Annotated in this window: 16 protein-coding genes; 13 read left to right on the plus strand and 3 right to left on the minus strand. The window is 27.6% G+C overall.

Translation table 11 applies throughout. From position 1 onward, the window contains the following. The gene (locus ACH5BH_RS09370) at window positions 1-864 is read right to left on the minus strand and encodes a hypothetical protein (protein WP_404306874.1); all 864 of its coding nucleotides are present in this window, start codon (window positions 862-864) and stop codon (window positions 1-3) included. 229 nt (window positions 865-1,093) lie between these two features. Here ACH5BH_RS09370 and ACH5BH_RS09375 point away from each other — a divergent pair, with 229 nt between their 5' ends. The 6 genes from ACH5BH_RS09375 to pyrC all read left to right on the plus strand — a co-directional run bounded on the left by ACH5BH_RS09375 (window position 1,094) and on the right by pyrC (window position 6,905). Then, window positions 1,094-2,281, plus strand: a complete 1,188-nt coding sequence (locus ACH5BH_RS09375) for an EAL domain-containing protein (protein ID WP_404306872.1) — start codon at window positions 1,094-1,096, stop codon at window positions 2,279-2,281. 117 nt (window positions 2,282-2,398) lie between these two features. Beyond that, window positions 2,399-3,613, plus strand: coding sequence for an ammonium transporter family protein (locus ACH5BH_RS09380; protein WP_423298165.1), 1,215 nt, complete (start codon window positions 2,399-2,401; stop codon window positions 3,611-3,613). A 12-nt stretch (window positions 3,614-3,625) separates the two neighbouring features. Next, window positions 3,626-3,964 (plus strand): P-II family nitrogen regulator, encoded by a 339-nt coding sequence (locus ACH5BH_RS09385; protein ID WP_404306868.1) that lies wholly within the window; start codon window positions 3,626-3,628, stop codon window positions 3,962-3,964. A 129-nt stretch (window positions 3,965-4,093) separates the two neighbouring features. Further along, window positions 4,094-5,278 (plus strand): ammonium transporter family protein, encoded by a 1,185-nt coding sequence (locus ACH5BH_RS09390; RefSeq protein WP_423298166.1) that lies wholly within the window; start codon window positions 4,094-4,096, stop codon window positions 5,276-5,278. A gap of 263 nt (window positions 5,279-5,541) precedes the next feature. After that, on the plus strand, window positions 5,542-5,880 hold the full coding sequence (locus tag ACH5BH_RS09395) for a P-II family nitrogen regulator (protein ID WP_254576450.1): 339 nt from the start codon (window positions 5,542-5,544) through the stop codon (window positions 5,878-5,880). Continuing rightward, entirely contained in the window at window positions 5,880-6,905 is a 1,026-nt protein-coding gene (gene pyrC, locus ACH5BH_RS09400) for a dihydroorotase (protein ID WP_423298167.1), read from the plus strand. Before ACH5BH_RS09395 ends, pyrC begins: the two co-directional genes overlap by 1 nt. A gap of 20 nt (window positions 6,906-6,925) precedes the next feature. Here pyrC and fliM read toward each other — a convergent pair whose 3' ends face one another. Further along, window positions 6,926-8,044 (minus strand): flagellar motor switch protein FliM, encoded by a 1,119-nt coding sequence (fliM, locus tag ACH5BH_RS09405; RefSeq protein ID WP_404306862.1) that lies wholly within the window; start codon window positions 8,042-8,044, stop codon window positions 6,926-6,928. A gap of 1 nt (window position 8,045) precedes the next feature. Next, window positions 8,046-9,104 carry a flagellar basal body P-ring protein FlgI gene (locus ACH5BH_RS09410; protein ID WP_404306860.1) on the minus strand — a complete coding sequence of 353 codons (1,059 nt, stop codon included), beginning with the start codon at window positions 9,102-9,104 and terminating at the stop codon, window positions 8,046-8,048. Between the two features lie 90 nt (window positions 9,105-9,194). Between ACH5BH_RS09410 and ACH5BH_RS09415 the strand changes: the two genes are divergently transcribed. The 7 genes from ACH5BH_RS09415 to ACH5BH_RS09445 are packed head-to-tail and all read left to right on the plus strand — an operon-like array spanning window position 9,195 to window position 13,169. Then, entirely contained in the window at window positions 9,195-10,322 is a 1,128-nt protein-coding gene (locus ACH5BH_RS09415) for a hypothetical protein (RefSeq protein ID WP_423298169.1), read from the plus strand. Window positions 10,323-10,324: 2 nt separating this feature from the next. Then, the gene (locus ACH5BH_RS09420) at window positions 10,325-10,585 is read left to right on the plus strand and encodes a flagellar biosynthetic protein FliQ (protein WP_404306856.1); all 261 of its coding nucleotides are present in this window, start codon (window positions 10,325-10,327) and stop codon (window positions 10,583-10,585) included. Between the two features lie 3 nt (window positions 10,586-10,588). Beyond that, window positions 10,589-10,993: a hypothetical protein gene (locus ACH5BH_RS09425; protein ID WP_423298170.1), complete on the plus strand. Its 405-nt coding sequence runs from the start codon at window positions 10,589-10,591 to the stop codon at window positions 10,991-10,993. A gap of 10 nt (window positions 10,994-11,003) precedes the next feature. After that, a complete protein-coding gene (locus ACH5BH_RS09430; protein WP_404306852.1) occupies window positions 11,004-11,498 on the plus strand; it encodes a MotE family protein in 495 nt (164 codons plus the stop codon). Beyond that, entirely contained in the window at window positions 11,498-12,037 is a 540-nt protein-coding gene (locus ACH5BH_RS09435; RefSeq protein WP_404306850.1) for a flagellar basal body-associated FliL family protein, read from the plus strand. The genes ACH5BH_RS09430 and ACH5BH_RS09435 overlap by 1 nt, the downstream gene beginning before the upstream one ends. 9 nt (window positions 12,038-12,046) lie before the next feature. Continuing rightward, window positions 12,047-12,472 (plus strand): hypothetical protein, encoded by a 426-nt coding sequence (locus ACH5BH_RS09440; RefSeq protein WP_404306848.1) that lies wholly within the window; start codon window positions 12,047-12,049, stop codon window positions 12,470-12,472. Further along, on the plus strand, window positions 12,465-13,169 hold the full coding sequence (locus ACH5BH_RS09445; protein WP_423298171.1) for a flagellar basal body L-ring protein FlgH: 705 nt from the start codon (window positions 12,465-12,467) through the stop codon (window positions 13,167-13,169). The genes ACH5BH_RS09440 and ACH5BH_RS09445 overlap by 8 nt, the downstream gene beginning before the upstream one ends. The last annotated feature ends 34 nt before the right edge of the window (window positions 13,170-13,203 follow it).

Consider the following 13,203-nt stretch of genomic DNA (forward strand, 5'->3'; position numbering starts at 1 on the left):
TTACTTAATTTTTTTATTTGAATAGTTGATAAATACAGTAAGAGAAATAAGTATTAAAGAGATACCAGCTATTAGATAAAAGGCATTTATCATTTTGTCATAATTATTTAAAGCAATTTTAAATACAACAATTAAAGCTTCAATTGATAAAGCAATAATAATAGTACTTAAAAACTTAGTCAATATTTTTGTTTCAACTTTAGAGTTTTTAGAATAAGATTTAAAAAACACTTCTTGTTCCAGTATAGTTTTAGCTAAATCAAAAATAGCAATACCTAAAGTAAGTGCAATTATTGGTTTAAACATAACTTCCAAAGAAATATCTTTTTTTATAAACAAATAGTATAAAAAATCATAAAGAGAAAAAGCAATAGTTATAATGGCTAAAATAATCATAGAAAAACCTGCAAAAATATAAAAACCTTTAGTTAAAGAATGAAAAGGTTTATTTAATTCTAGTAAGTTTAATTTCTCTAAAAGAATATCAATTCTAAAATCTAAAAATATTATTTCATTTCCTTCTTTTACTGTTACCGTAATACAATTACTTCTTGTTGCACTACTTATATAAGGAGTTGAAAATGCCATATTATTATCTTTAAATTGTAACTTAGAAATAATAGATGATCTATCTTTATTTTTTGCACTTAAATCTATTTTATCTTTATATACATTTTCAGAGGTTTGTATTTTTGTTTCTTTATTTGTAATGTACACAAGCTCTAAAGAAGGAAAAAGATTAAATAGTTGTTTGAAATTGTCTTTTTTTAAACTACTTATATGCCCTAAATTGCGGATACTTTCTTGTATAAAGAATTCTATATCTTCTTTATGCTGTTTGTAGGTTTCTATAAACTCTTTCATACTTTTCCTTATATTTTTTATTATTATACATTTTTATAATTAATAATGAAAATATTACTGTATATTTTTTACTCATCTGTTTAGTTTTTGTGAGAAAAACTTTTACTATATGAATAAAAAATATTATAAATTAGAAAATATCTACAACTGTATATTTGCTATACAAAGAGTTTTTTTGATAATAATTTTATTGTGTTATAGTTTAGAACTTAAGTAAAGGAATAAAATTATGATTGATAAAATAATTGAAAATAGTTTAATAGATATTCATTTCCAACCTATAGTTTCAGTTAGTACAAAAACAATTTTTGCATTAGAAGCTCTTACACGATGTGAATACAATAATCAAAATATACCACCTGATTTACTTTTTAAAATGGCTAAACAAAATAATCTTCTTTTAGAACTAGATATTCTTGCTAGAAATAAAGCAATTAAAAAGTTTCTTAAATATTATAAAAAAAATAATGATCTAATTCTTTTTTTGAATTTTGAATCATCATTACTAAATGATTTAGAATCTTTTGAAAAGATAAATAGTTTTTTAGAAACAATTATAGAGTTGAAAATACCTTTTAAAAATTTTGTTTTAGAGATAAAAGAAGATGAGATATCAAATACAGAAGTATTAAATAAATTTTGTAAACAATATAAAAAATTAGGTTTTTATATAGCTTTAGATGACTTTGGTACAGGTAGCTCAACCTTTGATAGAATTAATCTTATTCGACCAGATATTATTAAAATTGATAAGTCTTTATTTACAGACTTTGAAAATCAAATTAATAAAGAAATAGTAAAAGCAATAGCAAAAATGAGTCATAATCTAGGTATAAGAGTTTTAGCAGAAGGTGTAGAGGAAGAACAAATAATATGTGCATCTTTAAAAAGCTTAATAAACTTATATCAAGGTTTTTATTTTTCGAAACCTAAAGCTTATATAGATAATAATGATATGGAAAAAATAGAAGAAAAAATAATATATATAGCTAATATTTTTAAGGAAAAAAATATTAAGACATTAAATGATAAAAGAAAATTTATAACTACTTATGATCAAATGATTACAAAAATAATATCTCAAATTAACTCTTTAGATTCATTTATTTTAAGTTTAAAAAAATCTATATTGATTTATGAAAATGTAGAAGCTATGTATCTAATCGATGCAAAAACATCTAAGCAAGTTTATGACACTTTTATAATAAAAAATATAAATGATAGATTTAAGCCAACGAAAGATGGTTTTGAACACTATTTAAAAGAATATTATTATATAACATTAGAATCAAAAAAAGGAATTTTTTTAAGTCAAAAGTATATTTCTTATGCAACAGGTTCTCTTTGTAAAACTTTTGCAAAAAAGTTTACTGTTTCCAATAAAGAGTATATTTTGTGCATAGATATAGTTTTATAGTTTTTTATACTGTTGAATATATATTTATATAATTGAGTAAAAAATATACAGATATTATGTTTACACTTTTGTTGGTTTGTTTTATAATGACTGTAGATAAATTGACAAAGGAGTCTTATGGAAAATTTTACTGATGTAAAATATATACTAGATGGTTTCCTGTTTGTATTTTCAGGAGTTTTAGTAATGTGGATGGCAGCTGGTTTTGCCATGTTGGAAGCTGGTTTAACAAGAACAAAAAACAATGTAACTGTTTTAACTAAAAATATTGGATTATTCTCAATATCTTGTATTATGTTCTACTTCGTAGGTTATAATGCAATGTATGGTGATGGAAATGCTTTCATTGGTTCTATCTCAATGTTTAGTGGTGAAAATGCATCAGATGCTGCATATCCAGCATTTGCTGACTTCTTCTTCCAAGTTATGTTCGTAGCAACTGCTGCATCTGTAATTTCAGGTACAGTTGCAGAGAGAATGAAATTATGGCCATTCTTAATCTTTGTTGTTGTGTTATCATCTTTAATCTACCCAATTCAAGGTCACTGGACATGGGGAGGAACTGAATTAGGTGGTTTAATTGCTGGTTTCTCTGACTTTGCTGGTTCAACTATTGTTCACTCTGTTGGTGGATGGGCTGCATTAGCTGGTGTATTAATCCTTGGTGCTAGAAAAGGTAAATATGGTAAAAATGGACAAGTAAGACCAATCCCAGGTTCAAACTTAACATTAGCAACATTAGGTACATTTATTTTATGGATGGGATGGTTTGGATTTAACGGTGGTTCTCAATTAGCATTAGGTTCAAAAGCTGATATTGATGGAATTGCTATGGTTGTAGCTGATACAAATATGGCTGCTGCTGCTGGTGCTATTGCAGCTGCACTTTTAACTCAACTGATTTATAAAAAAGTTGATTTAACAATGGTTTTAAATGGTGCTTTAGCTGGTCTTGTTTCTTGTACAGCAGGTCCTGATTTAGGTATGTTAGTTGCATTTGTTGAAGGTATTGTTGGTGGTGCTTTAGTAGTATTTGCTGTTCCTTTCTTTGACAAGTTAAGAATTGATGATCCAGTTGGTGCTTTATCAGTTCACTTAGTAGCAGGTATTTGGGGGACATTAGCTGTTGGTATCTTTAATCCAGATGTTACAATATTAGCACAACTTAAAGGTATTGTTGTGATTGGTATCTTTGTATTTATTTCTTCATTCCTTGTATGGAAAATATTAGATATTACAATGGGACTTAGAGTTGATGAAGAAACAGAAGTTAATGGTCTTGATATTCATGAAACAGGACTTGAAGCTTACCCAGAGTTCAAAAGAGCCTAAGGAGTATTATAAATGAAAAAGATAGATGTAATTATAAAACCGTTTAAATTAGAAGATGTAAAAGATGCTTTAGTAGAAGCTGGAATTACAGGTATGACCGTAACTGATGTGAAAGGTTACGGTAGACAACAAGGTCACTCTGAATTATATAGAGGGGCTGAATATGTGGTAGATTTTTTACCAAAAATCAAAATTGAGATGGTAGTAGCAGAAGATATGGTTGATACAGCTATTAAAGCTATAACGGAATCTGCAAAAACTGGAAAAATTGGTGATGGTAAGATTTTTGTTTCTTCTTTGGAAGATGTAGTAAGAATTAGAACTGATGAAAGAGGCGAAGAAGCCATTTAATTAGTTATTATTTATACAATACAATCCAAGTTATACACTTTTTCTTGGATTGTATAAAAAGTATACAGTAAACTTCTATACAAATATTTTTTATACCTATATAATAAAAGAAAAATTAAGGAATCTTTTATGGGTGTAGAAGTATCTTACGTGATTGACACGCTATATGCAATCTTTGCAATGACTCTTATTATTTTTATGGTACCAGGCTTTGCTATGCTTGAAGCAGGTATTGTTAGAACAAAAAACGTTACGGCAGTATTAACTATTAATACTTTAATTTATGCTATTGCTTCTTTAGCATTTTTACTTATAGGTTATTCAATAGCTTTTGGTGATTTTGGAGCTGATGGAATGAGTAAATGGGCGGCTTTCCTTTTCCAAATGGCATTTGTTGGTAAAGTTGTAAACATCATGTCTGGTGGTGTTAGTGAAAGAGCTAAAGTAATTCCCTTAGCATTATTTACTATTATCATGGCAGCTGTTATATATCCTTTAGTTGTAAATGTAACATGGGGGTCAAACTTTCTTGAAGGTACTACTTTAGCTTTATCTATGTATGACTTAGCTGGTTCAACAGTAATTCATAGTACAGGTGGTTGGGCATTGTTAGCTGCAATTTTGATTATAGGTGCAAGAAAAGGAAGATATACTCCAACAGGAGGAATTAGAGTAATACCAGCTTCTAATATTCCTTTACTTACTTTAGGTGCTTTTCTTTTATGGATTGGTTGGTTTGGATTTAATGGTGGTTCAGTAGGTTCAATTGCTTCAAAAGAAGGAGCAGATGCAGTAGCCTTAACTATTATGAATACAAATACAGCAGGTCTTGCAGGTGCTATTATGGTAGCAGTTATAATGTATATAAAGTATAAGAAACTTGATATTACAATGATTCTAAATGGTGCCTTAGGTGGTTTAGTAGCTATTACAGCAGGACCTGATCTTTATGATATTCACACTCCAATCTTAATTGGTGCAATTGGTGGAGCTTTAGTTGTATTTGGTGTATCTTTCTTTGATAAATTAAAACTAGATGATCCAGTTGGTGCCTTATCAGTTCACTTAGTAAATGGTATTTGGGGAACATTAGCAGTAGGTATCTTTGCTTCAAATGGAGAAGATATTACTTTTTTAGGTCAATTAAAAGGTGTTATAGTTATAGCAATCTTTGCATTTGTAGTTTCTTACGTAATTTTATATCTTATAAATAAAGTAATGCCATTAAGAGCACATAAAGATGAAGAAGTTCAAGGGCTTGATGTTGAAGAGTGTGGGGTTGAGGCGTATCCAGAGTTCAAAAGAGCCTTCTAAAAATTGTAGTTATTGAGCATTTTTTGCTTAATCTCTGCGTTGAAGTATAAGTTTTACTACTCACTTACTTAAAGTAAGCTCCTACGTAAAACTTATACTCCGCCTTGATATTGAACAAAATCTACCAACTCTTTGCCAATTCTTTTTTCAAAGTTTTGTAGAGATTTTGTTTGGTTTTATAATTAAATAGTTATAAAAATGACTAGATAATTTAAATTTAAAAAAATTTTGTTAAAATATACGAACTTAAAAAAGGATTAATAGTGAAAAAAATTGAAGCTGTGATTAAACCGTTTAAATTAGAAGATGTTAAAGATGCTTTAACAGAAGCAGGGATTACTGGTATGACTGTTTCTGATGTGAAAGGTTATGGTAGACAACAAGGTCACTCTGAACTTTATAGAGGTGCTGAGTATGTTGTTGATTTTTTACCAAAAATCAAATTAGAATTAATAGTTTCAGAAGAAGATGTTGATTCGACTATATCAGTTATTACAGAAGCTGCTAAAACTGGAAAAATTGGGGATGGTAAGATATTTGTTTCACCAATTGAAAAGATTGTGAGAATTAGAACTGGCGAAGAAGATGAGGAAGCAATCTAATGAGTAGTGTAACTACTTTTGAGATAAATGAACCTTTAGATATGCACCTTCACTTACGTGATGGTGATATGTTAAAACTAGTAGGTCCACTAACATCAAATACTTTTAGTGGAGCTTTAATTATGCCTAATTTAGTACCACCAGTTACAACTAAAGAAGCATTATTATCTTATAAACAAAGAATTAAAGAAGCATGTGTTGGTGATACTTTTGAGCCTTATTGTACGCTTTTCTTTCAAAATGATTATTCTTATGAATTTTTAGAAGATATTAAAGATGATATTATTGGAATTAAACTTTATCCAGCAGGAATTACTACAAACTCTGAAACAGGTGTTTCATCTATGGATGTTGAGGTATTAAGACCAACATTAGAATCAATGAGTAAACTTGGAATTCCTTTATGTGTTCATGGTGAAACTAATGGTTTTGTTATGGATAGAGAAAAAGAGTTTATGCCAATTTATGAATCAATTGCAAGTGCATTTCCTGATTTAACTATTATTATGGAACATATTACTACAAAAGATGCAGTTGAATTAATGGATAGGTATGATAATTTATATGCAACTGTTACTCTTCATCACTTACTTATAACTCTTGATGATGTTGCAGGTGGAATGTTACAACCACATCTATTCTGTAAGCCAATAGCAAAAAGATATGAAGATAAAAATGCATTATTAGATGCAGCCTTAAAAGCTCATCCAAAACTTATGTTTGGAAGTGATTCTGCACCACATCCAAAACATAAAAAAGAGTGTTGTGGTTGTGCAGCTGGTGTATTTACTTCACCAATTGCACTGCAAGTTTTAACTGAGTTATTTGAAAAGTACCAAGCTTTAGATAATTTAAATGCTTTTGTATCTTTAAATGCTCAAAAAATTTATAACTTCAAACCTTTAACTAAGAAAATTAAATTAGTTAAAAAAGATTTTGAAGTACCTGCAATTTATGAATATAAAAATGAAAATGTAGTACCTATGTATGCGGGGGAAACTTTATCTTGGAGTATAGAAGATTAAAGTTTAAAGATAAGGAGAAATTAGTATTTCCCTTTTCTTTTCTCTTCTTCTTTTTCTTTTAATAATCTTCTAATATTTTCAGAAGTTTCTTTTGCTTTTAAGATTCTTTCTTCTCTCATTTCTCTTAAAGTGTCTAATGTTTCTTGTTTTTCTTTGTCTAAATTAGTTTGAATTTGTACGGCTTTTCTATTGTTTGAAACTCCTGAAACGGTAAGAAACTTCTCTTTTTTATTGATATAAACTTTTGTAGAAGCAGAAGTTGCATTTTTATTAAATACTATTACGTCATTTTCTTTTAGATTTAGTATCTCTTCTGCTGTTAATTCTGTTTCAGCCATAATAGCTTCAATTTTCATTTTAGCACCAGAAATTAAAGTTGTAATATCTCTTTTTCTACTTGATTTTCTATTTTTACCCTCAGAGAAAACTTTTTCAACTACTTTTCCTAATAAAGGTTCAATATAAGAAATAGGGTAACAAATAGATAAGAAACCTGACTCTTCATCAATAGTTACTTCAAGTACTACAAGTAGTACAATTTCATGATCTGAAATAATTTGAATTGCATTTGCATTTGTGTCTTTTGATTCTACTTTAAAATTAAGAGTTGATACATCATCCCAAGTTTTATAAAGATTTTTTATTACTAACTCATAAAAATGATCAAGTATTTCAACTTCAATTTCTGTAAGTTCTCTATCTAAATTATCACTTGTATTTACAGCACCTGAACCTAAAAGTTCAGCAATAATTTTATGGGAAATTCCAGGGTTTGACTCAATTACAATTCTTCCTTCCATAGGTTTAATAGAAAGTGTATTAAGTGATGTAATTTGAGGAATTGATAAAATAAACTCCCCATAAGTCATTTGTTCAATTGAATAAAGTTTAATATCAACAATTTTTCGAAGCATTGCTGATAAATCAGTAATAAAATCTCTTAACATTTTATCATGCATTGTTGAAAAGGCTTTAAATTGTTCTGGAGATATTCTATTTGGTTTCTTAAAATCATAAATAGAGTAATTTTTTTCTTTAGATACTACTTTATCAGCAGGTGTAGCATTATCTATATCCTCACCTTGCTCTGCAATATCTAATAGTGCATCAATTTCATCTTGACTTAAAAATTCTGCCATTTTACCCTCTTATCTCAAATTCAACATCAATTGCACCAAGCTCTTTTATCATTTTTAAGGTATCAATTATTTCTGTCATAGGAAGTTTCATAACTTTCATAGCTCTAACCAAATCAGATACAGTTGGTTGATTTTTTGTATCAATTCTAGCATTATTGATATCTACTACTGGTTTATCAATTATTTTTACATCATCTCCAACATCTACACCTTTGTTTAATTTTTCATCTTTCCATTGGTTATCATTAAGAGGTGATTTTTTGATTCTTAAAGTAAAAGAATCTCTAGCTATTGTTACAGGATCTATAACTATTTCTCCTCCTGTAATAACAGATTGTCTATTCATATCAATAATAATTTTCTTTTTAAAACTTGAATCAAGTTGAATGCCTTCAACAATAGCAATAAATTTAACTATTGACATTTCAGGTGGTTTTATTACATCAATAGTTCTTGTATCAAGAGCTGTTGCTAATTTTCTTCCAAATTGTTTATTAATTTTTGTTTGTATTAAATCTGCATTTTTTGCTGAACTTTTAAGTAAACTTAATCTAATAGAGTCTTCATCTTTTAAATTAAAGTCAATTTCATTTTCAACTGTAGCCCCATCATAAATAAAACCTGTAGTTTCATTTCCTGCATCTGCAACAATAGTTCCTTGGGCAAGGGCATAAACTTTTCCATCTACACCTTTTAATTGTGTGATTAATAATTCACCTTTATCAACTGACTTTGCATCACCAATTGTAGATACTTTTACTTTTATTTTATCCCCTTGTCTGGCAAAAGGAGGCAACTTACCAGTAACCATTACAGCTGCTATATTTTTTGAATTAATTGAACCTGCTGGGATTTTAATATATGAATTTCTAAGAAGGTTTTGTAAACTTTGCATTGTAAATTTTGATTTATCACCAGTTCCTGCAAGTCCTACTACTAAACCATATCCAATAAGTTGGTTTTCTCTAATTCCAATTATGTTTGATATATCTTTTATAGTTTGCGAATATAGCGATGAAATAAATAATAATACTAAAAAAAAATACTTCAAAATAAACACCCTCTAGTTAAGTACAATTATTTTATCAAAAATTTAATAAAAAAAGGTATAATCTATACAATAAAAATGATTGTATTATAGGGTTTTGGTTTGAATGTATATATTTATGGCAATAGCGGATTTAAAAAAGAAATTCATGAGACTTTAGAACACGCTAATATTAAATTTAAACTTGATGATGATAGTGTTATAAAAGACATCAATAGTTTAGATGAATTAAAAAATATAATTAAAAATAACCCTAATGATATATATTTAATTGATGATGAAAAAATCATCAAGAAAAATGGAATTTCAAAGAAAATAAAATTTTTAACTCCTAAAGATGGAATTGAAGAAGAATTTTTATTAGACAATGGAATAGCCGATTTATCAGTAAATTCTTTAAAAGAAATCCCTAAATATATTATTCAAAAACACGAACAACAAAAAAAGATTGAAACAGAAGATATCCAAAATTCTATTGCAAATATAGTTGATGATGCTTATAATAAAGAAGAAGAAAATAATAAAATCAAAGAAGATGAAAACTCAATGGATGATGAGTTTAGCGATGATTTTGAACTAGATCCAGAACTTGCAGCATTACTAGAAAAAGATGAAGATGCACCTATTGAAATTATTGAAGAAGAGACTATTAACAAAGACAATTTTGAATTGAAAACTGATGATGAAAATTTAATGTCTGAAAAAGAATTAGAAAATTTAATGAAATTTGATGAAGATGTTGGTTTAAATAACACATCTTTTGATTATGATGACGAAAAAAGTAAAGAAGATGAAAATGAAAATGATTTAGAAATAGATTCACTCATGAATGATTTAGAAAATGATGATATAATAAATCAATTAGATAACGAAATAGACTTTGAACCCATTGAAAAGAATATTGAAGAAGATCATGAGAACTTAGATGATTTACTTGATGAAGATATGAATACAAATAGTTTTGAAGAATCTATAAAAGGAGAAAAAATGAGTGATGAATTTTCAGAATTAGACTCATTAAATGAAAGTGACATCTTAAGTGCAATTGAAAACTTAGATGATATTAAACCTTTGAATACAAAAAATGAAGAAAGTAAAATATCAAATAATTCTTCTAAAAGTGAGCAAAGTGTTGAAGTTAGTAGCTCAAGTGCACAAGATATTACAGAATTAATAACAAAATTATTGAATAATAAAACATTAGAGATTACAATTAAGATAAAAGATTAATCATGGATTTAATGTCTATTGCTGAAAACACTGTAAAAATTATTCTTATTTTAGGAATGCCATCTTTAATAGTAAGTATGATAATAGGTTTAATAATCTCTGTCTTTCAAGCAGTAACTCAAGTAAGTGATGCTTCTTTAGCTTTTGTACCTAAGATGATTTTTGTATCAGCATTTATTTTAGTTACTTTACCTTGGGTTGGAGACCATATAGCAACATATACTAAGGATTTATGGGATTTAATGTTGATTTTTGGGAATTAAATTATGATAGAAAAACTTTATAATCTAAAACAAACTCAAACAGACCAAAAAATGATGGAAAAAGGTCAATTACAAGCCCAAATTGATACTATAAGTGCTGAAATAATGTTTACTCAAAATAAAATAGACACAGCAACATTACATAAATTTGGGTCAATTTCAGATTTTGCAGTACTAGCAATGCATAAAAACACTATGAGACAACATATTCAAGAACTTGAATTAAAAAAAATAGAACTTGAAAAAGTAATGGAAGTTATTGTTGAAGAAGTAGTAGAATTACAAAAAGAAACAGAACAATATGCTTATATTCTTGAAGAAGAAAAAAGAGAAGCTTTAAAAAAGTTACTTTTAGCAGAACAAGAAGCCTCAGAAGAGTATATACAAAGTAAATATATAAGTGGATAAGGAGAGTTTTTTGTTAAAAAATTTAGTTGTATTATTTTTATTATTTTCTATTTTAAATGCACAACAGACAAATAGTAGTAGTTCTTTAGTTAAACAAAAATTAGAGATTAAAGAGCTAAAAAAAGAGTTAAATATATTTTATGAGCAAAAAGAAAAAGAGTATCAAGAAAGAAAAAAAGAGTTAGAAACAATTTTAGAAAAAATTGCATCAGAAAAAAAACAAATTGAAACTTTATATAATAAAAATACTCAAATTTTAAGTGACATAAATCAGACTGTTGAAAGTAAAACTACTAAAATATTTAATAAAATGAAACCTAAAATTGCTGCAGCAATTTTTGATGAAATGATTGCTGAGGGAAAACTTGAAGATGTTTTTGATATAATCATTAGATTAAAAGAAAAAAATATTACATTATTATTTAAATCATTAAGTGTTCAAAATGCAGCACAATTAACGGAAATGTTAGAAAAATTTAATATAGAAGAAAAAAAGGGAGAATAATGGCAGAAGAAACAGCAGAACAGGCAAAAAGTTCAGGTGGTGGAAAAGGTTTAATGATTGTGCTAATAGCACTAGTTGTTGTCTTACTTTTAGCTGTTGTAGGAGGAGCTTATTTCTTATATTCTCAAGGTGTTCTTTCTCCAAAACCAGAAGGTGAGCAACAAGAGAAAATGGTACAAAAAGAAGAAGCAGGTGATTCAAAAGATACTTATAAAGCAGAAATTAATGACTTAGTTTTAAATATCACAAATTCAAAAGGTAGAGAGAAATTAATGAAACTATCTTTTGCGATTAAAAGTGTAGAACCAAGTATTGCTGCTTTAACAGAAGAGTATAAAGCTGAAATTATAGATGTTGTAATTAGACAAATAAGTGCTAGAAGCTCTGAAGAGTTATTAACTGTTGGTGGAAAAGCTTTGTTAAAAGAAGAATTAATTGAAGAAATAAATTCTGTTTTAAATGATGTAACATCTTCAAATGAAGAAATTAAATCGAATCATATTAAACAAATATTATTTACAACTTTTGTAATTAAGTAAGAAGATAAAATGATAGTTGCTGTAAAAAGAAATAGAAAGCAAAAACTTATTAAGTTTTTGTCTTTATTTGTAGTTACACTTATGTTTGCAGGATATTATTTTCATACAAGTAGTGAATTACAAAAGCAACAAGAAGAACAAATGAAAGCTAAACAAGCAGCTCTTCAAGAAGAAAAAGCAAAGGCTAAAGAAAAGAAAAAAGTTGAAGGTATAATTGTAGATGAAGTTCAAAAAGCAGTGAGCCTAGTTGGACAAGAAAATGTTAGACATGTTAAAATTATCGAAGATAAATTAATTTTAATTTGTGAGTTAGATACTAACCTTGAACCATTAATGGTTAGATATGGCACAATGGCATTAGTTAAAAATACATTAAATGAAATAATTGTTGCTATAGATGTTCAATATATATTAAAAAGTAGATTAAATGCATAAGTTAATAATTCCATTTCTAGTAATCATATTTTTTTCTGCTTGCGCTACAAGTGAACCTGAAATAAAATTTGAAGAACCCAAAGTTCAGATACCAAAACCCCAGCCTAAACCTAAAAAAAATAAAGGTTCTCTTTACTCTATGGAAGGAACATCTCTTTTTGCTGATAAAAAAGATCTTCAAGTTGGAGATATTATACAAATCAATATTAATGAGAATTTATCATCTAATTCTAATAATAAAAGAGAATTGTCAAATGATAGAAGTAGTAGTTTGGGTGGAGGAATTTTAGCAGGTACTGGAACAAATACTCTTGGTGGTACAGCAGCTGGAATAGCAAATAAATTTAATAGAAATTTAGGGATAGATTTTTCTACTAAAAGTTCAAATGCTGATACAGGTGAAGTAAAAACTAAATTTGATGAAAGTTTTTCAACTTCGATTTCTGCAATAATTCAACAAACTTATCAAAATGGTAACTATTATATAAAAGGTTCAAAAGAGTTATTATTAGATGGGCAAAAACAAGTTATAATAATTACAGGAGTAATTAGACCTTATGATATTAGTTCTGAGAATTCTATTAATTCTAATCAAATAGCTAATTTAAAACTAATGTATGATAAAGAAGGAACTGAGGCAGATATAATGGAAACACCATGGGGGATTAAGCTCTTAAGAACTATATGGCCATTTTAATCTAATTTTAAGAAATGTAATGCAATAATTAGAC

The organism is Arcobacter rhizosphaerae (assembly GCF_049472155.1).
Lineage (GTDB): Bacteria > Campylobacterota > Campylobacteria > Campylobacterales > Arcobacteraceae > Arcobacter_B.